At 42.0% G+C, this 19,533-nt stretch carries 15 protein-coding genes and 1 pseudogene; 8 read left to right on the top strand and 8 right to left on the bottom strand.

Annotated elements, in window-relative coordinates; all coding sequences use genetic code 11:
* Positions 1 to 250: 250 nt before the first annotated feature.
* Positions 251 to 592: a hypothetical protein gene (locus AC5FX4_RS04430; RefSeq protein WP_493605278.1), complete on the top strand. Its 342-nt coding sequence runs from the start codon at positions 251 to 253 to the stop codon at positions 590 to 592.
* A gap of 42 nt (positions 593 to 634) precedes the next feature.
* Here AC5FX4_RS04430 and AC5FX4_RS04425 read toward each other — a convergent pair whose 3' ends face one another.
* The 7 genes and pseudogenes from AC5FX4_RS04425 to AC5FX4_RS04395 form a co-directional block, all read right to left on the bottom strand.
* Positions 635 to 1,120, bottom strand: coding sequence for a DUF3016 domain-containing protein (locus AC5FX4_RS04425; protein WP_493605277.1), 486 nt, complete (start codon positions 1,118 to 1,120; stop codon positions 635 to 637).
* A gap of 161 nt (positions 1,121 to 1,281) precedes the next feature.
* A complete protein-coding gene (locus AC5FX4_RS04420) occupies positions 1,282 to 3,102 on the bottom strand; it encodes a S41 family peptidase (protein WP_493605276.1) in 1,821 nt (606 codons plus the stop codon).
* A 121-nt stretch (positions 3,103 to 3,223) separates the two neighbouring features.
* Positions 3,224 to 6,286, bottom strand: a complete 3,063-nt coding sequence (locus AC5FX4_RS04415; RefSeq protein ID WP_493605275.1) for an efflux RND transporter permease subunit — start codon at positions 6,284 to 6,286, stop codon at positions 3,224 to 3,226.
* Positions 6,283 to 7,350, bottom strand: a complete 1,068-nt coding sequence (locus AC5FX4_RS04410) for an efflux RND transporter periplasmic adaptor subunit (RefSeq protein ID WP_493605274.1) — start codon at positions 7,348 to 7,350, stop codon at positions 6,283 to 6,285. Before AC5FX4_RS04410 ends, AC5FX4_RS04415 begins: the two co-directional genes overlap by 4 nt.
* 216 nt (positions 7,351 to 7,566) lie before the next feature.
* A pseudogene (locus tag AC5FX4_RS04405) lies at positions 7,567 to 9,474 on the bottom strand (flavin monoamine oxidase family protein).
* A gap of 182 nt (positions 9,475 to 9,656) precedes the next feature.
* Positions 9,657 to 10,697, bottom strand: a complete 1,041-nt coding sequence (locus AC5FX4_RS04400; protein ID WP_493605273.1) for a S66 family peptidase — start codon at positions 10,695 to 10,697, stop codon at positions 9,657 to 9,659.
* A gap of 44 nt (positions 10,698 to 10,741) precedes the next feature.
* A complete protein-coding gene (locus AC5FX4_RS04395; protein WP_493605272.1) occupies positions 10,742 to 10,942 on the bottom strand; it encodes a hypothetical protein in 201 nt (66 codons plus the stop codon).
* A gap of 588 nt (positions 10,943 to 11,530) precedes the next feature.
* Here AC5FX4_RS04395 and AC5FX4_RS04390 point away from each other — a divergent pair.
* Entirely contained in the window at positions 11,531 to 11,740 is a 210-nt protein-coding gene (locus AC5FX4_RS04390) for a cold-shock protein (RefSeq protein WP_493605271.1), read from the top strand.
* Between the two features lie 645 nt (positions 11,741 to 12,385).
* The gene (locus tag AC5FX4_RS04385) at positions 12,386 to 13,096 is read left to right on the top strand and encodes a hypothetical protein (RefSeq protein WP_493605270.1); all 711 of its coding nucleotides are present in this window, start codon (positions 12,386 to 12,388) and stop codon (positions 13,094 to 13,096) included.
* Between the two features lie 19 nt (positions 13,097 to 13,115).
* Here AC5FX4_RS04385 and AC5FX4_RS04380 read toward each other — a convergent pair whose 3' ends face one another.
* Positions 13,116 to 13,745, bottom strand: coding sequence for a hypothetical protein (locus AC5FX4_RS04380; RefSeq protein ID WP_493605269.1), 630 nt, complete (start codon positions 13,743 to 13,745; stop codon positions 13,116 to 13,118).
* A gap of 809 nt (positions 13,746 to 14,554) precedes the next feature.
* On the opposite strand from AC5FX4_RS04380, the gene AC5FX4_RS04375 reads away from it, so the two are divergent.
* The 5 genes from AC5FX4_RS04375 to AC5FX4_RS04355 all read left to right on the top strand — a co-directional run bounded on the left by AC5FX4_RS04375 (position 14,555) and on the right by AC5FX4_RS04355 (position 19,298).
* A complete protein-coding gene (locus AC5FX4_RS04375) occupies positions 14,555 to 14,752 on the top strand; it encodes a hypothetical protein (protein WP_211867111.1) in 198 nt (65 codons plus the stop codon).
* Between the two features lie 32 nt (positions 14,753 to 14,784).
* Entirely contained in the window at positions 14,785 to 15,951 is a 1,167-nt protein-coding gene (locus AC5FX4_RS04370; protein ID WP_493605268.1) for a reverse transcriptase family protein, read from the top strand.
* Positions 15,944 to 16,165, top strand: a complete 222-nt coding sequence (locus tag AC5FX4_RS04365) for a retron Se72 family effector protein (RefSeq protein WP_493605267.1) — start codon at positions 15,944 to 15,946, stop codon at positions 16,163 to 16,165. The genes AC5FX4_RS04370 and AC5FX4_RS04365 overlap by 8 nt, the downstream gene beginning before the upstream one ends.
* Before the next feature lie 228 nt (positions 16,166 to 16,393).
* Positions 16,394 to 17,128, top strand: a complete 735-nt coding sequence (locus AC5FX4_RS04360) for an IS5 family transposase (protein ID WP_493605266.1) — start codon at positions 16,394 to 16,396, stop codon at positions 17,126 to 17,128.
* A gap of 343 nt (positions 17,129 to 17,471) precedes the next feature.
* The gene (locus tag AC5FX4_RS04355) at positions 17,472 to 19,298 is read left to right on the top strand and encodes a hypothetical protein (protein WP_493605265.1); all 1,827 of its coding nucleotides are present in this window, start codon (positions 17,472 to 17,474) and stop codon (positions 19,296 to 19,298) included.
* Positions 19,299 to 19,533: the final 235 nt, after the last annotated feature.

The raw sequence follows: 19,533 nt of genomic DNA, 5'->3' as shown, positions 1-19,533 counted from the left end.
TTTAATTCACAAGCCTTCTTGCACTTTCTTATTTCAAATTGTCACTGGTGCGCATTCAATTAACGTCATAGTGAAGCAGTTCTTTAAAGTGCGATCATTACGTCAAACCTGTTTATAAAAAGTGCACGAGCTATTAAATAAGAGGGTCACGTCCATAATTACAGTCTTTGAACCGTATTCTGGTACAAGATTTGCTAGCAAAAATTATGACTTTTAAGGAGAAAACAACGTGAACGTAAGCCGGAACTTGATGGATATTTATTTTGGATACAATATGAGTGTAGGCGATCTGAAAGGCACAAAAGAGAGCATTACAGATTTCGAGCAGATTGCTCAAAATGCATCGTCCCCCGAAGAAAGAGAACGCTATGCTCAGGCGGCCGCACAATTAAAAAACGAAGTATTACCCCAAGTTCATAAAGACATGGAGCAATTTGGAAAACGGCTGGGGTTAAATTCAAGCCAGATAGGCGAAACTGTACAATTGGAATCAGACTCTCTAGCAAAACTAGCTTTAAAACAAAATAACAAGGGCATTTTATCCTTCCTCACCCCTTATGAATCAGGAAGTTTTTATCACAACAAGGCGTAAGTAGCCTACCAAACAGCGCACAGTAACATGCGCTGTCAACGTTTACTGGCTGATGAAGGTTAACACCTCTTTTTCAAACCACTCTGTCAGCAAGCGCTTTTCATAGTTAAGTGGTTCATCTTTGCCTCGTTTTAGCTTATCCATGAACGACATATCTTTGAGCTGTTTATCTTTTTCATCAAGGATCAACTCGCCTTTAGCATCTTTCAGCGTGTAAGCTAAATCCAAACGTGGAAAATAAATCGGCTTTACAACTCGAATATCTTCCATGTTAAAGCGTACATCCCCAGCCAAGTCAATATCGTTAAAAGTCAGGTCGAGATGATAGCCTTGCGGTAAACGCTGGGCCAATTTAGCAACGTGCTTTTCCAGCTGTTCGGCAATACGTTTATGGTAAGAACCTCGGGTTTCTTTTCCTGGTCGTACATCACGGTATTCCTTAAAGTCTTTAAAATTAACTTTGGCTTCACCGGCTTGCACCACACCACCTACGAGCAAACTTGCTAGCAAAATTGTGAACTTGTTCATACTTACATTCTCCAAACAGCGAATTCCTGTGTAAGTTACTCTAACTAACTTACACAGGCCTGTCTTTTAGGTTTACGCTCTTTTACACTTATTATCAATAATGCATATTCTTCGCAGTATACCCACTCTCAAGTCACTTGTAGTCGAATAAATCGAAACCATTATAGCGCATCGACACTTTGTAATAAGTACTCATAGGCCGCTTCAAGCTGGTTATCACTGCCGTCCACGATGGATTGACGTGAAATTGGTACTTCCATGTCAGGTTGAATTCCTTCCCCGATCAATCGCGCACCATTGTTTTGGGTTACTCGCATCCCGGTATACCAGAAAACAACTTCAGGCCCCTCATCATGAACAAAAATAGGACTACTGACCACATTACCATTAATACCACGCGTTTTTTCACCCATAATTGGAATGCCTGCGTTTTGCACATAAGCCAAGGCATGTTCGTTTTGACTCACGCTGTCTCTCGACGACAGCGCAACCACTGGCACTGACAAATTAAACTCGCTCACTTGTGTATATTGCACGAGCGCTTCTACGTAGACGTCATGCTGGTTTGGGCTTCTTTGCCAGTTATAGTACATCGGCGCCGCACTAATAGCTTGCTCACTGAACCAACTTAACACCTCTCGCCATGCATGAAAACTGGCTGGGTAATACCTTAAGTCAATAATAATCCCTTTGGCTAAAGCCAGTTGAGTTTTAAGTGCTGCTATATCTTCAGGGATGACGTTGTATATCACTAAATGATGAATATCATTTTCCAGTACACTATGGGTATAGCCATATCGACGCACGAGCCTCTCACCTACCACTTCAATTTCCGCCATCGGTTGTGGCTCTAACATCACGGAGTATTCTGTCCCATCAGGGCGTTGAAAGCGTATCTCTGCCGGAACTTGCTCCGTACGGCTTTGCGTGAGTTTAAGACCCCACCTTTGCGCCAAGGATTGAGATGCAGCCAGCCATTTTGATTCTTCATCTGCAAGAACGCGAATAGAGGTGTTATCCATGACGATGATTTCATCTCCCAAAGCTACCTTGTCCAACACGCTTTCCGAGGCTTGCACGATTAGCGGCTTATTCTCCACATAATCGAGCCTTAAAGGAAATTGCCACACCAAATCGCCAAACGGATTAGCCTCATTTGGTAATTGCACATAGACATGATTGTCCTGTAATAGCTTCAATGAAGCCGAAATGCTATCCCAAGTTGCTCTTGCATCATCGGCCGTGCAACTGGCGATCATTTTACGTAATTCAGGCTGCCAATTAACCTCAACGTCATTAAAATAAGGCCAAAAATGTTGGATCTCGGCCCATATATGGCTGGCACTCGACATACAAATTTCGGTATCCAATATTGAGCTACTTAGCGCATATTGTTTGTAACCTTCATAAAGTTCGCCTTGCTCCGCATCACCCGCTTTGAGATATAAGGGAATATACAAAGATTGGCCGAACAAGGTGGTTGAGTAAAACCATTCATTAGCAAGGCGCTGGTCCTCCTGTAACGCTTTGTATTCACCCGAAACGAGTTCTCTCGTGTATACATCCTCTGCGATCGAGCTATTTGCAAGCCATGTTTTTACTTGCTCTGATGCATTTGGCTCAACGGGTATAGATCCATTCGTTACTAAGGGAGCGATCCCTTGTAGCAACTTCAGCGCAAGCTCTGCCCGCTCATCGTGAGGCACTTGGCTTAATTGAATAATTGACTCTGCCACAAACGCATCCCATTTCGAATCAGCAACACTGTGGCTGGGATAGAAAAACTTGATTTGATAAGCAACTTCAGAAAACAACGCAACATCCGTGATGAGCTGCTCTGAGTATGAGATTTGTGGGCGATTTTTTAGCTGAGTACTCGTTTCTGGCTGCACTTTTATGGTACTTGGTGCTTCATTATCCGAACCACAAGCGGCCAGTAATACGAGTTGTGTAAAGACGAACAGTTTTATAATTATTTTCATTTTATCATTCCTTTATTATTTGCTTTTATTCCAACTGCATTTAATAACGTAAATGATTTTTTAAATAACCTCAAACAAATAAAAAAGGGCTTTAAAGCCCCTTTTATAATTAAAATAAAATTTACTCTTTATAAGGAAGAGAAAATAACAACGCATACAACACGGGTATTATTCCCAGTGTTAAGATGGTTGAAAACAATAACCCACCCATTATGCTAAGCGCCATTGGTTCCCACATTTCACCGCCGCCAAGGTACAAAGGTAATAAACCCAACACTGTTGTAGCCGTAGTCAATAAAATAGGCCGCATACGGGCTTGGGCAGCCATAATAATGGCGGTTATTGGATCATCTGGCAGATTATCCAACTCGGTTTTAATGCGTTCTAATAAAACAATGGCATTGTTAATCACAATCCCAGCAAGAGAAATAACACCCAGTAAAGTCATAAAGCCAAAAAACGATTGCCCGATAAACAACCCTGCAACCACACCGATAAATCCCAGTGGAATGGTGACTAAAACCATCAATGATTTACGAATAGAATTAAATTGAGCAACCAGAAGTAACACAATGATCAGCACTGCAATCGGTAGCTTTTCAGCGATTGAGTCATTCGCTTTACCGGATGACTCGGCTTCCCCGCCCAATTCATAACTATACCCAAATGGCCAGCTCTGTTGTTGTTCATCTAGCCAAGGTGCTAATGCTGCAAATCCTTCACTGGCCGTGATCCCATCTATTTGGGCGCCAATGACCATTGACTTTACCCTGTCTCGACGAAACACTTGTGCACTTTCCCACACCACTTGTACATCGGCCACTTGTTGCAGGGGCACCGAGTTACCCGAAGCTTGCGCGTAAACCACCATCGCCTTGAGCTTGGCAATATCTTGTCTGTCTGAAGCCACAGTTCTCAAAATGACCGGGATGGTGTCTTCTTTTTCTCGATATTGCGTCAACTCCACGCCACTGAGCCCAGTTTGCAGTGACATGGCGATATCTTCACTCGACACACCCGCTCTGCGTGCTCTTGCTTGGTCGATGTTGATTTCAAGCTTTTTAATGGGTAGTCCCCAGTCATCACTTATCGCTTTTAATCCTGGCGTTTGCCGCATTTTATCTTTAACTTGCTGGGCAATCGCCATCAATTGCGCTTTATCTTCCCCAAGCAAGCGTATTTCAACCGGGTTACTGATGGGTGAGCCATTTTCAATTTTTCGTTGCTTGAGCAGAAGATCTGGGTGATGACCCAAGGCGTACTCTTCGATATCAGCCATGACCGAATCAATCAATTTATAGTCTGTAACTGAAACAATCATCAGCGCATAGTTAGAGCTGGTGGGTTCTGGTGTGTGTGTGAGCAAAAAACGCGGACCGCCATTGCCGATATAACTCACCCACTTGGTGATGCCTTGTGATCGTTCGTCATTCACCAGTAACGCTTTGTTTAGGTGTTGCTCAATATCTTCAACCATGGCTTGCGTGGTTTCTAAGCGAGTGCCCACTGGTAGCTCTAGTTCTACCTTAAAATAAGTACGATCAGAAGGGGGGAAAAATAATTTTGGAATAAATTGCAGCCCTTCAATCGCCAGTACCAACATCAGCACGCTCACCCCTACCGTTAACCAGCGAAAGCGTAATAACTTGGCCAGCACGGTGCGATATAGCACATACACCCAGCTGCTAAACTCTTCTTTTGCCGCACTATTCACTCGCACAAAGTACACACATAACATCGGGATCATGGTCATGGCGAGCAACCAAGAGCAAAGCAGTGTAATCGTCACAACTTTAAACAGCGACGCTGTGTATTCCCCTGTGGCAGACTCGGCTAAAAAAATAGGTAAAAAGGCCGCCCCTGTCGTCAGTGAAGACACTAACAATGGAATTTTTAGCTCTTGTGCCGAGTCAATTGCGGCTTCGACAGCCGCTTTGCCTTTTTCCATCTGCACCATGATGTTTTCCGACATCACAATACCGTTATCCACCAGCATACCGAGAGCGATGATAAGCGCAGCCAAAGAGATCTGATCGATGCTAATATCAAAAAATGACATCACCAGAATACCCAGCACCATACTCATTGGAATTAAACTGGCAACGATAAGCCCTGTACGCAGCCCTAAACTAAATAACATCACCACCGTCACGACCAAAATCGCTTGCACAAGGTTAGAGATAAAATCATTCACCTTCTGCTCAACTTCTTGCGGTAAAAATGACAACAACTTAAATTCAACGCCAATAGGGTATACGCTTTCCAAACGATTTATTGCTTGTTTGACTTGTTTACCTAACTCTAAATTGTTGCCGCCTTTACGCATTGAAATGGCGATAGTGAGACCTCGCTCATCTCCTACTCTGACCTTAGATTTAGGTGGTTCAATATGATCGCGATATACCTTAGCAATATCCGATAACAAAATTACTTGCTCACTACCGGGCACGTTGATAATGGTATTGGCAATTTCAGCAACGGATTCAAAGTTACCACTGGGTTCAACCACTAAGGTTTCATCACCCACATACAAAGAACCGCCAGGGTTCACGATATTACGAGCGGCTAATTGCTGACCTAATAAACTCGCAGAGAGTTCAAGCGCCGCCAATCGGCTGTTTTCAAATTCAATGAATACCCGCTGTTCTTGCAAGCCATGAATGTCTACTTTGGCCGCTTCAGGTAAGCGCAATAAGGTGTCTCTCACTTGTTCCGCCACATCTTCCATTTCTCTGTAGCTGTAACCTTCGGCAGTTAAACCGATAACAATGCCAAATACGTCGCCAAATTCGTCATTGACGATGGGGGCAAGCGTGCCATTGGGTAAATCTGATTCAATGCTTTGGATTTTTCGGCGCAAATTATCCCAAATAGGCCGCATTTCTTTGTAACTTTCTTTGATATTAACGCTCACAATCGATACCCCAGTTTTGGAAGTACTTTTCACAAAATCGAGTTCGGGGATCTGTTGCACCACTTTTTCAATTTGATCTGTCACCAACTCTTCAACACGCTGAGGGCTTGCGCCGGGAAAGTAAGTAACCACTTGCGCAGTGCGAATAATAAAACCGGGATCGTAGTCTTTCGGCATTTTGTTAAAGGCCAATATGCCAAACAACAGCATGGCCGCAAAGATCACCCATGCCGTGCGATCATTCTCAAGGGCTAAACGCGTAATATTCACAGTTCGCCTCCTGAGAATTTCACCATTTGACCATCAGTAACTTTACTCATACCTGCCGATACAACATGCTCGCCCACACTCACACCACTATTTATTTTGAATCCAAATTGGGTCATTTCACCAATTGTGACTGGTGTTTTCATCACTTGCCCTTTGCCATCTCCTAGCGATTTAACCGTCCACACATAGTTGCCGTTGTCATCTTTCAAAACGGTTTTAATGGGTAAATAAATCGCTTTTTGCCCTGACTCCGACAAACTCGAAAACACTTTGGCCGTCATGCCGGGTAAAATGTTATACCCTTGTGGCGGTGTCATGCTAAGCGTGACTTCATACGTTTTCGTGATTTCGTTCGCTTTAGTACTTACTTCAACAAATGTCAGTTCAAAGCGCTTATCTTCAATGGCTGAGAATTCCGCGTAAACCTGCTTCGGTGCCTCTTTTGACACGGTAATCATCACGCTCTCAGGCACATTCACTTTAATGTTGACCGTTTTAATATCTTGCAATGTGGCGATGGGTTGCTTGGCTTGTACCTCTTCAAATTGTTCAATTTGCGTTCGCGCAACGACACCACTAAACGATGCATGTAAGGTCGTGTATTCAAGGTTATTTTTAGCAGAAGCGAGTTTGTTTTTAGCGCTAGAAAATTGCAGTTTGAGCTGGTCAAAATCAGCTTTGGAGATGGTCCCTGTTTGCAAAAGCTTTTCCGCTCGCCCAAAATCGGCACTGGCTTTTTCAAATGACGCTCGCGCCTCGTCCAGAGCGAGTTTGTAATCCGTGTCATCTAATACCGCAATCACATCTCCCTTATTAACTTCCTGCCCTTGCTTTACTAATAGCTTTTTAACCTCACCCGGCACCTTGAAAGCCAACTCAGCCGTATTGGCCGCATCCACTACGCCCGGAAACTCTTGCACGGGCCCTTCATGGAACAAGCTCACAGTTAAAGTTCGAACCGGCCTCAATTGCTGTGCTTTGTCTTGAGATTGCTCGCTTGGACTACATGCGACAGTCAATAAGCAGCTGAAAATTAGAAAAAGAGAATTGCGAACCATAACCATGATGTGCTCCTGCAAAGGGGGCTTCATTGACAAAGCCTGTTTTGTTAATTGATAGACGTGTATCTGCGTTTAACCAAACGAAAAGCTAGGTGAAACTTAAGTGTGCTAAAAATATGGCACTGATAACTCTTTGATTCAAATAATTAACTATAAAACTTATGTGACGAATAGGAAGATAACTAGCCAGCAGGTGCTGGCTAGTGAATAGAAATGTGACTACACACCTTCAACCATCAAGCGTGTATCTGGTAAGTAAGATAAATGAAGCACCGCCAAGTCAGGGCGCTCCACTCTACTGATTGCATTCAAGGCTGATGCGATCGCCCCTTCTTGCCAACCCGGTAATGACGATAGCTGATCGCCAATTACAAAAAAGTTTGGCTGTGTTGGCGCACTTCCGGTAGCATTCACACGGCTTCCCTGAGCCAAGGTGTTAAAGTGCTGAACTGCATTGCCTGCATGTTGCTCAACCGCATGCCACTGCGCCCAACCACCTTTGATGTAAGGCATGTTTTGCCACGCAATTGCGACACCTTGCGCTAATCCTTCACCAAAAGCACGACCAAACTTCTTAGCACCTGCGCGTGCTTTATCTAGGCGCTCATCTACCGATAACTTGCCCCACTCATAGGCGACTTTGGAGAAGTTATAAGCGCCAGTAAGCACCCCTTTTTGATCATGATAAGCACATGATGGATACCAAATTTGCACTATTTCATCATCGGTCCAAGACATACCGCCAAAAATGGGGACCACCCCCACCTCAGAATCAGGTACAGTCAGTAATTGCTCCGAGCATTGCGCGGTATTACGCACTTTCACTTGACTGCCTTGCCATAGATAGCGATCCGCTTGCCAACCCACTTTGGTGGTGCAGGCTAAGAACTTGTCCTCGTGCTTCCCGCCATCATCAAAAAACTGCGCCCTGTATACCGCTTGCAATGACGCTTTAAACTTAGTATCCAGTCCTGAACTGCTGTTTGGATCTTGCAATGACTCATCCAAAATTTCTTTAAGGAATGGGATAGCCATATTGATAAAACAGTAATCGGCGTAGTGTACGTCAACCTCTGTCGTCCCCAACTTGCTTACCGAAATCGCAAATTGCCCACGAGCTTCATCCCAGCGTATATTTTTCACTGGACTATTCAAGTGCACTGTACCTCCAAGTGCTGCAACTTGGCGCGAAAATGCATGTTGCACTTGGTCCATGCCACCGACAGGTTGAAATAATGTTGCTTGCCAAAGGAAATCGACTGGCTGATAAAAGCGAGTTTTATCCCAAAATTGCGATTCCAACAGGCTATTGAAACTCAACGGTTCAGCGGTCACCCCCGCTTGAACGCCTGGCAATTCAGTATAACCCGCACGGGTTTTGCCATTTTCCATGCCGGCTTGTCCAGCACTGGTGACATATTTGCCGTCTTCACTCAGCTCACCAAAGCTGATCATCAGCTCTTTTAACTGCGCAGTGCGTGTTGCGACATCGCACTCTTGCACTTGGCATTCTGTGCTGCGCACCAGCTGCTCTGCGTTGTCAAACACTAACTGCGCCAGCCACCCTCGTGTATTATGATCTAAACGGCGATATACCAGTGGCATACCATTAAAGCTATCTTGCATTTGTACAAGGTTCGACTCGCTATTCATCACATAAACTTCTACGTCGACACCGAACTCTTTAAGGTAGGAAAGTAAGCGCTTATGGCTTGAGGGTATGCGGCCCAGACCTGCATTTAAGTATGGCTGACTGTCACCCAAAGGCTGTTGAAAACGCACCACTTGCGTTTGACCCGGCTTAGAGCTGAACAGTTGGCTATCTTGATCTTCCGTCAAGGTGTCACCCGTTCACAGGCTTAAACAACGCCCGCCAGTGCGGTTTTGCGCTTCAAGTAAGGTGACTTCCATACCCGTTTGTTGTTGCAGTAACTCATACGCTACAGTTAATCCAGATACACCCGCGCCAACAATGATGGCTTTTTTGCCCGTAAATTTACCGGCGGTTAGCTTCACAGGACCAGGGGTTACCTGAAGTTGTTGATTGGTAGCGTCGTCCAGCGCTGCATGCGCTTTGGCTTTTGGGTGTTGTTTTAAAAACTTCGCACGTGATTGATGATTGTCCATGGTTATCCTCCTAGAAACATGCACCAGAACGCTCCGATGCATAATCGCGCACTTTGCGATCGTTTCTAAACTTAGTCCAAAGGTTTAAAAATGCGAATTACGGGGTATTCCGTCATGGTGTCTGTTCTGGGAGGATTGTGAGGGTGTGTGGTATCGAACTTGATCGCTACAACCTCATCACACTACCTAAGTGTTTGTATTATTTTCCCTTGTTCTGAACAGGCATGCACATGAGCATAAGCGCCGTTAAATAAGGTCATATTTGGCGGTAAATGGCCTATATCGACATCATAAATAACTGGAATTGAAAGAGCGCGGATCACATCTAACAAAGCTTGCTCAGAGCGAATATCTTTAGTGCCATCATCAGTGACTGCATTACGCCCAACCAACAAGCCGTTTATCTGCTCAAACACGCCTCTAAAACGTAAGCTCAACAGAGCTCGTTTCAACGCGGTTGGCGAGAGCTCTGCATTTTCGATGCATAAAACAATGCCTTCGGGGGCAAAGCGCTGCTTTAATTTTGCCAAATCTAAATAGTCTGTTCCAATCAAGTACTGCAATGTATCTAAACACCCACCGATCAACCGCCCTTTGAGCGTGACAGCACTATCGTGAGGATACGTTTTCCACCTCGTTTGCTCTGTACTGCGCAATACGCTATCTGGATTGTTAGCAAACGACTCGCCCTGTAATTGGTACAATGTTGATGAGTGCTGCAAAAATCGATATCCCAGCTGCGCATTTTTTAAATGCACCAGTGTTTGCCTAGTTAACGCATCTTTTTCATTAGGGTGCAGCTGCATTAAATTTGCACTGTGCATACTTGACCAACCAAGCTTGCTCATTAACGCAAGCTGCACGGTGCTAATGTCAGAAAAACCGAATAGCCACTTGGGCTTGGCCGTCTTCAGGCGATCAAAATCTAGCAGGGGTAAAATTTCCATCGCAAATTCACCACCCCAAGGTGGCGCAATCGCAGCAATACTGTCGTCGCATAAAAATGCCATCAGCTCTGCTGAGCGTTGCTCAGGCGTAGCACTGACATGCTGATAGTTTTCTCGTAAACATTCGCCTTCAATTACATCAAAGCCTGAACTTCGCAAATGCGTTAAAACACGCTCTAAACGAGGATGAAATGCTTCATTCACCCCTGAAGAAAAAGCGGTTACCGCTATTTTGCTGCCAGGCTTTAACGTCGACGGATAGAGTATTTTTTCCATTAAAACCCACTTTCATAATTATCTATTTCCAATACTCAATAATTTTAGAGACTTTCTAACCTTTTAAACTCAAACACACTTACGTGATTTTCTGCCTTTCCCTCAAATATTTGCTGGCGTGCAACCGATACTGCATCATGACCCATGGTCATGGCAACAAAAGTGTAACGTGGTCCTGTATAGTTGTATTCACCCGCCTTTAAAAACTTATCGGTGTTGTTGTATAAATGTTGGCGTGAGTACATTCCCCATAAACCTCATGAACATACTGAAAATCATCCATAAACTGGGCAAGTTGCTTGGCCGTCATGCGTTACATTTCGGCCTCATTGGCATGCGATACCGTACAGAGTCAAGCCAATTCTGCCAAGCATAAGAACTTCCATAATAACTTCATAAGTACCTGCATTGTTGATTGTAATTAAAGGTACAGTCGCTTAATAGCAGAACCATAGCAACATACACTATGGCCCGATTTATTTGTCCATTTAAGTTTTCATAAAGTGCCTGATTACAGCGCTCTCACCTTCTAATTAGTAAAATATATACATCAAGCAATACTTGTGTGAGCTAAAAATATTACACAACTTTAAAAAGCATGATTTCAAATATAATTAAAATATAATTTGACCTCCCCACTTAACTCGCGTAGAGTTCTCTACAAGGTTTGAGAAAAGACCTATTTTGTTGCATCCCTCGTCGTCTTTATATGTACTACTCTAGTAAACATTTTTAATACTTCGCGTTATCCTCAGTAAATATTTATTTCCTCATGCTTAATCGCCAAAATTTTTTGGCAAATTTTATTAAATAATTTCTAGGATATCTATAATATGTCTACTATTACAACTGGTTCAGTAAAGTGGTTTAACGAAGCAAAAGGTTTTGGTTTCATTGAACAGCAGTCAGGTCCTGACGTTTTCGCTCATTTTAGCTCTATTGCTAGCGAAGGCTTTAAAACTTTAGCTGAAGGTCAGCGCGTTAAGTTCACTGTTACTCAAGGTCAAAAAGGACCTCAAGCAGAAAATATTGTTTGTATCTAATACGTTTTAATTAACGTATATAAACAATAGATTATTGCTTCACTCATCCTCTTACATGAGTGGAGCTATTCCCAAAAAAACTCACAATAAAAAAGCCATTAACTCCCTAAACTGCAAAAACACACCAACATAAATAATATTTATAAACACCCAAAAACACCACATAAATCATATTCACACTTTGACACCCCTCTAATTTTTATATCATAAAAACACTACTTATTAATTAACTTAAAATCTATAAGCTTAGCATTTATGCTCGACAGCTAAGGTTAAATCACTCCACAAAGCCATTCTGATAAAAACCAGTATATTTTATAAATGCTTTTTCCGCAGCAAAGCTCTAATCACCTTATCTAAATATTCAGCGTCCATCGCAGCCCGGCGTTGCTTTCGTCGCACGCAGGCTTTTAAAGTAGCCAATCTTTTCAATTAGTTCAGTTTTGCATGTCTGAACGTGCTGAAATTTTCAGCCCTATGGCCCCTATTTATTGGGCCGTTTTCCTCTTAGAATAAGGCATCAATAACCCAGTGTAATTGGACTAATCGAATTTTGTATTTTTTTGATTCTATAGTTGAATATGTTAAAGAGAATACTTAACGCGTCGATAACAAGTTGAGATTGAAACATACAAGGAAAAAAGTATGAAAATTGGAACACAAGGTGGTAGCTCGATACAACCCGCCACTTCTCTCGCTAACAAGGAACAAGCGTCAACACAAAGCCGTAAAGCAGAACTATCAAATAAACAAGGCATGCTTGCTAACGTCTATCATAAAAACTCAGTCAAAGATCCTACACCAACTTATGCTCGACCCGTATCTATATCATCTAACGATGAAGTTGTAACAAAAACGGTAGATGAAGCGCTGGATGATATTGCACTTGCAACTGTTCACCTGTACACACCGGGCGGAGAACTTTCTCAGTCAGTTGAGCGAATGACTAAGCAATACGAAGGTATTATGTCTGAGCTAAATGAACAGCACCCTCAACTAGCAAATAAAAACTGGGGCGTTTCGATAACTGAGTCTGGTGAATTACAAGCGACAGGCTCTTTAACTGAAGATGAGCGAACACTGGTAGAACAAACACTCAATAGCAACGATGAATTTGTTGCTGCTGCAAATGATTTTAAATCCAGCTATTTAAAGTATATTGATATGGAAGTACGTGGCTGGGCAAGGTATGACGTTAACGAAGAAAACTTTTCTCAGGTTTTTGATCTTAAAGATATGTTAGATAACTCAAAGGCTAATGACGAGTTTAAAAGTGCATGGGGTTATGAAAGTAACTGGATGAAGTTACACGATAATATTTCTGCACAATTGAGTAGTAAAGCAAGTCAATATTAAGTGAGTCAAGGCTTCTAAATTAGGCCTGCGTATCAACTAGTTTAGTTTCTTGGTTTTGTAAAAATGCTACCGCTTTTTCCTGATATTCTTTAATAAACGATTCTGAGGTGATTTTATTTGCTATTTGTTGAGTTTGTTTAGCATTCGCTAAGACACCATGAAATGAGCGGTAGTTCTCTTTTTCCATCTGCGCAGCGCCTTCTACATGCTCAACAAAGAAGTCGGTAATATTTATTTTCTCGTCAGCTGTAAAATCACGTAATGTGTAATCGATGATTTCTAATGAACCTTTAACATCCATCACTTCAGACCAAAATGTGCCACGTAAGCTCCCTGTATACCCACTCGAGCGTGCCATATCAGACTCCAACGTTCGAATTGCGTCAACAATACCTTTAAATTCATTGATAGACATATTCTCAAAATCAAAGCCCTCAGGATTAAGTAGAGTGCTGTATGGTGAACTGCTCGGTGCATCACCTGTAAATGCAGCAATAGACACAGACTCGTCAGATACTTGTTTCTCTTTGGTATCTTTAATCTGATTAGGTTCTGGCTCCTTTTTTACGGGCGCAGCAAGCGGTTGTGTAGGTGTTGATTTTGGCGCATTCGTTGTTGACGCCGAATGGATATTAAAATGAATAGTCATAAAAGCTCCTTTTTGTACTGCCTTAGTATCGGCAGTATTCCTATTTTACTTGAGCGTAGAGAGTTGAATTTTATTGCTGTTATACATCGGTTAGTTAGCCCACCTAAGCATGTTCCTGCTACTAGTCCATTTGTATGAAACAGCACAAAGCACATTTTTTACAACACATGGGACTGAAATCGATACCCCACTTTATACCCCTAGGGTGAAATAAAGACATTCAACTTTCCAAATTTGAGTGATGACCTTTAGCATTTCGGTAAAATCACTTTAAAAGTAACTAGCGGAAGATCTTCATCAAGGCAACATCGATATTAGCTAAGCAGCAGTCATTGTGTTTGACCCACACTTCTCAAGCTACCAATTCATTTTTTGGATATGGCCCTGCTTCGGTTGCTCTTTTAAACCTGCTTCGGTTGCTCTTTTAAATAAGAAAGAGCATTACTTATCGTGTTTTATTCTGATTATGAAAAAAGTGCTAAATAATTTATCTTTTCCCTTGAAGTAATTACCAGCAGAGTATATTGTTTAATCGCCTAATGGCTAGTGGGTGATATACGCCCATTTGCTTTTTTATTGGGGTGCACATTTTTATAGAAAATCGACGCTCTTAAATGAGCGACCACTTTATTGTGGTCTAGACCCAGCTCCTGCAACTCTCTAATGAGTCCTGCAGCCATGTAAAACCATGGGGGCGCACACGGCGACCGTTGTCTGGCGAAAAGTTAGAAGTCTGCTCAAATGGTTAATTAATTTATTTCTATATTTCTTCCTTGGTCTGGCAATTTTAACCAAAACAGGAGAAGAAAATGCTGTTAAAGCTATCTTGCACCATTAAAACCAATGAAACAGAGCTATCCTTTTTTGCAGAGTTTAGCTCGGATAAGCAAGTTGACCTGAGTTCACCCGATAAAAAGTCACTGGTTTCAGGGCTTTTTGAGGTGATTACATGGGTATCACATGCCTTTGCAATTTATGAAATGCTTTGCGGAGGTTTGCCTATGTAAAGACTTCTTTCCTTTTTTAAAAGGAAGTTTTTATGGATAAACCCTATTACCCCCATAAACCGATAGGTTCTGTTGCTATTCTGGCAAATACCTTAGGGATTACTGAGCTTAAACTTAGAGCAATAGCATCAGATTCAGATAACTCATACACTGAGTTTCTAATATCTGATGGAAAGAGAACTGTTTGCGAACCTAAGTTTGAACTCAAGAAACTACAAAAAAGAATAAACCGCAGAATTTTTGAGAAAGTACAGTACCCTGAATACCTCCAAGGTGGAATTAAAAGCACCTCAAAACGCGACTATGTCCAAAATGCTCTTATTCATTCCAAAGCCACAACTTTAATCAGTCTCGATATCAGGCGTTTTTTTGATAATGTAAAAGAATCGTATATATATGACGTTTATAAATACTTGTTCAAATTCCCCAATGAGGTAGCTGAGTTGTTGGCTCGTGTAACGACATACAAGGGAGCATTACCTCAGGGTGCTTGTACTTCTACATATCTAGCTAATCTTATCTTTTTTAACAGTGAATATAGAGTGGTTTCGATATTGAGGGGACGGGGAATATCATATTCACGTTTACTAGATGATGTAACGTTATCATCCGGCGAAAATCTCAAAAAAGAAGAGGTGACTAACTCAATCAAGGTGGTTATTGACCTTTTTAAGAAATATGATTTACGACAGAACAATAAAAAGTTAAAGGTTGAATACCGTGACACACCTAATGGAGATTTTTGTGTCACAGGTCTTTGGGTGGAACATAGTACGCCCAAGTTGAAGAAAAAGGAGAGAAAGTACATTAGGCAACTTGTTTATGAAACAGAAAAGCTATATCGAACTGAGCGAACCAGTGAGAAGTATCATGAACTGTGGGGCAAGGCTTCTGGAAAGGTTGCAAAATTGAATAGACTTGGTCACAAGCAAAGTGACGGCTTAAGACAAAGACTATCGAATATACTTCCTGAATTTGATAAATATACTACAAAAAAGATAGTAACTATTCATTACAAGCTTCTTAGTATCCCTAAAATAAAGCATAAACGGATAGATGTTGCGAAGCAATATAATAAACAGCTATATAAATTAGGCATTCTTTCTCGCACAAATAAAGCTTTAGCGAAGAAACTCAGAATGGCATTAAAACAACACTTTAATCAGGTCACAACAATAGAAAGGTATTGGCATGACTAACGAAATAGAGCTAGGTATTGTAACCACATATGACACATTTAAAGGCTTTGGGTTTATCAGAAGACGCAAGGGAAAGGATGTATTTTTTCACTACCAAGACTTAGCCGAAAAAACAAAGGAGCCTGCTCCTGGAGACAAACTAAGATTCAAGGTAGGGAAGAAACCAAAAGGACCATATGCATACGAAATTTCAATTATTGAAGTGGAGGAATAAACCTTCAACTCTCTATCTGTGGGTAATCTGATATTCTCTAAAAACAGCACATGGGCGTTAAATCGATACCCCACTTTATACCCCTAAAATGATGGCGCTTGAGCAAATTTCAGACACAGCCCCCTAACATCAATGTGTTAGGGTTTTCTAAAAAGCGATTTGGACCTATTTTTACTGCGTTCGGGCTAGTTTTGACGATGAATTTAGAGCAGAGCTTATCTTCGGTTAATGGTTGTTAACGAAGTATGCTCTCACCCTGCTGTGGAGGGCTTTGTTAACTCCTTGCTTAATATCATGAATACGACCTTAGGGTCTCCTGGCTATAGCTGTTTATGTAAGCGAAGTAAAACCTTGTCAGTCCTGTATCGGCCCTCTACGAGTAAAGGTTTCACGGACATTGTTGTCGATAGTACCGGCTTGAAAGTGTACGGTAACGGTGAATGGCACACACGCAAACACCATGTAAGTAAACGTCGGACATGGCGAAAGCTGCATTTAGCAGTTGATGCAGCAAACCATGATATTGTGAGTGCTGAGCTGTCAATGGTACGAGTATCGGATGGCGAAGCGCTCTGTGATTTACTGCGACTGTTACGTAGAAATATAGATAGAGTCACAGGGGATGGAGCTTATGATACTCGCAGTTGCTATAACGAAGTGGCTGCAAAGAAAGCGATTTTACGTGCACCTCCAAGAGAAAATGCACAGTATTGGGGCAAATGTCATCCGAGGGATCATACGGTGTTTATGACGCGTCAAATAGGCTTAAAGCAATGGAAAGTTGATTCTGGCTATCACCTTCGTTCACTCGCCGAGACGGCGATGTATCGCTTTAAGCAGCTAATGGGCGACAAGCTGAAGAGTCGAAGTTTTAACAATCAGCACACAGAAACCATGGTTAAAGTGAAGGCGATAAACACCATGAACAGGCTAGGTCTGCCTGCATATCAGCCTCAAGGGTGAAAACCCGAGTTTGAGGTTCATCTCCTGATTTGATCAACAAGGCCCCTTTTAATTGCTTTGCTCCACAATAATCAAAAGATTTATATACAACAAACAGCAATTTGTAAGCACTAGTAAATTCACAAACACAGCAAACTCCTGAACAAAAAATCAGCAAAGGCTACAAACTCTGCACCTAAATGGTTGATATCCTTATACCTTAAAAGTAAACCGAGTTAACTTTGCAATAAAAAGTGAATTGAAAACCTTTACATAGTATGTTTTTTGATCAAACTTGTATACTTTATACCTTTGACAGCGATGTCAAAGTAATATATTTCGATACAACATGAGAAACTAACATATGCAAAAAATACATCTTCACTCTATTTGTAGTGCGCTGTTGCTCAGCATAAGCACTCAAGTATCAGCAATAAAAACAATTGACTTGGCTCAATATCGCCAGCTATTGCCGACTCATAACGGCAATGTGGATTACCGTATTTTGCTTGCCGACAAAATAACCGTGAATTACCACTGTGAGATCATAGAAACTCCCGATGGAGGATATGATATTGATAGAGAAGGTTGTAACAAACCTGGTCAGTTTTACCACATTGATTGGTATGCTGAGTTTCCAAACGAGATAAACCTAAGCGTACGAGGTATTCCATCCTCAAATACTATTACCGAACACAAGCTGTGGGCACTCGCTTTTGCCCATGCCAGTGCGTCGAGCCGTGTACAAATGCAATACGGCTTAAAAAAGGGCACCAGTGGTACGTTTGATTTATCCCAACCGTTCGCGACAGGTGAACTATTCGGTGACTATTTCGAACGACAAATGAATCCAAACTACTTTGTATCAAAAGGCCTACAAGAAAGCTCTCTTGGTAAGGACCTGCCTAGTGGTGTTGAAGAAGATGATGGTGTACTACAAATCGAATACCCCGGCAGCGCTTGGTCAGAATTGCAGGGCGTTGTTGGAGGCGGGTTCCCTATTCCGTTTAAAAACCTTGATCCAAAAACGGTATTAAGCTCACATACGGGACCAGCTCGCAATATACTCGGTTCATCTTTGAGCAGCGGTTTTTACAACGGCTCTGCACTAGCAATAGTAAGTGGCTCATTACCTTGGAACCAAGGTTCTGATTCATCTCAAGATTCAATGCATCTCTTTTTACAGCAATCTAAAGATCCTGACGCACTATCTATGCTTATGTCTTTTATGTACAACCGAGGGCCTTATGCAGCAAAAGATCAAGTACTACGCTCACAGGAAGTTTTTGATCACTGCGTGGAAATCGAACAAGATTTAGAAGACGATTGGACTTGCTTCCACAAGCAAAATGACTTCGGTGCCCGCTATATTAGACAGATCCCTGATGTGACCAATACGCTTTCTCAAGCCGCGCGCCAAGGAAACCACTATGACACACAACTCAGTTGGAATGATATCAACAACTACTTAGAACTATTGCAAAATTATGGCTTTTACTCACAAAAGAACATAGATAACGCTAAGTCTGCTGCTAAGGCCGTTTTTGATAACATAAGTACCAATAGTTTAATCTCATATCAAAGCCAATTCGGTAAAGTCTTAGAACGCATTATTATTAGCCTACCAATTTACGAATTAGGCGAAGGCGGCCCGTACGATGAACAGGGTAAAAAACAGTTCTACCTTTACAATGAGACACAAAAAACTGTACTTGTTGTCGCCAACAATGAAACTGGCCAATCCGATGTGAATGAATTTGTCTTGTCAAAAAATAAAATTGCTGTTGATGTTAAAGGTCAATTCACTCAATTTAATACCAGTGATGGAACATTAAACTGTATAAATGAAGCAAATGATGCGCTTGCAACACTCAAAGCGAGTATTGATGAAAGCTATGTGTCATTAAGTGCTCAACTAAAGTTTAGTATGACTGACAGTCAACAATGTCTGTTTGAGCAAGGACCACATACCCCACCACCTCCAGTAAAAGATGGCTATTGGGACCCTAGTCAACTATATGACCAACCCGGTAACACCGTTATAGACGCACTCGACTGCCATGAATATCGCAATGAGTGGTACATTGTTGGGGGGCAGGCACCAAGTAAAGCCTTCGCCGAGGACGCTTGGGGAGTATGGAGACGAATTTCACAACGCCCGAACGCAACCTGTTTGAGCGATAAATCTTAATTTACGAATAAAAGAAGCGCTTGCGATATTATTGTAAGCGCTTTTCACCCGTCAGTGATTGTGACATGGAGCAATTAGATTGGGTCGTATTTAATGCCGTTCAGATCGAAAATACGGCTACATATTCTATCGAGGACGTGTCTACTTCCCCTAACATTAGGCACTAAAAGAAAGTAATACAAAGCTTTGCAGCGCACTTTTCTGTTCTAGAAACAACACATGGGCGTTAAGTTGA

It is taken from the genome of Pseudoalteromonas sp. ATL1, assembly GCF_058933015.1.
This window is presented reverse-complemented; position numbering and strand designations above follow the sequence as displayed.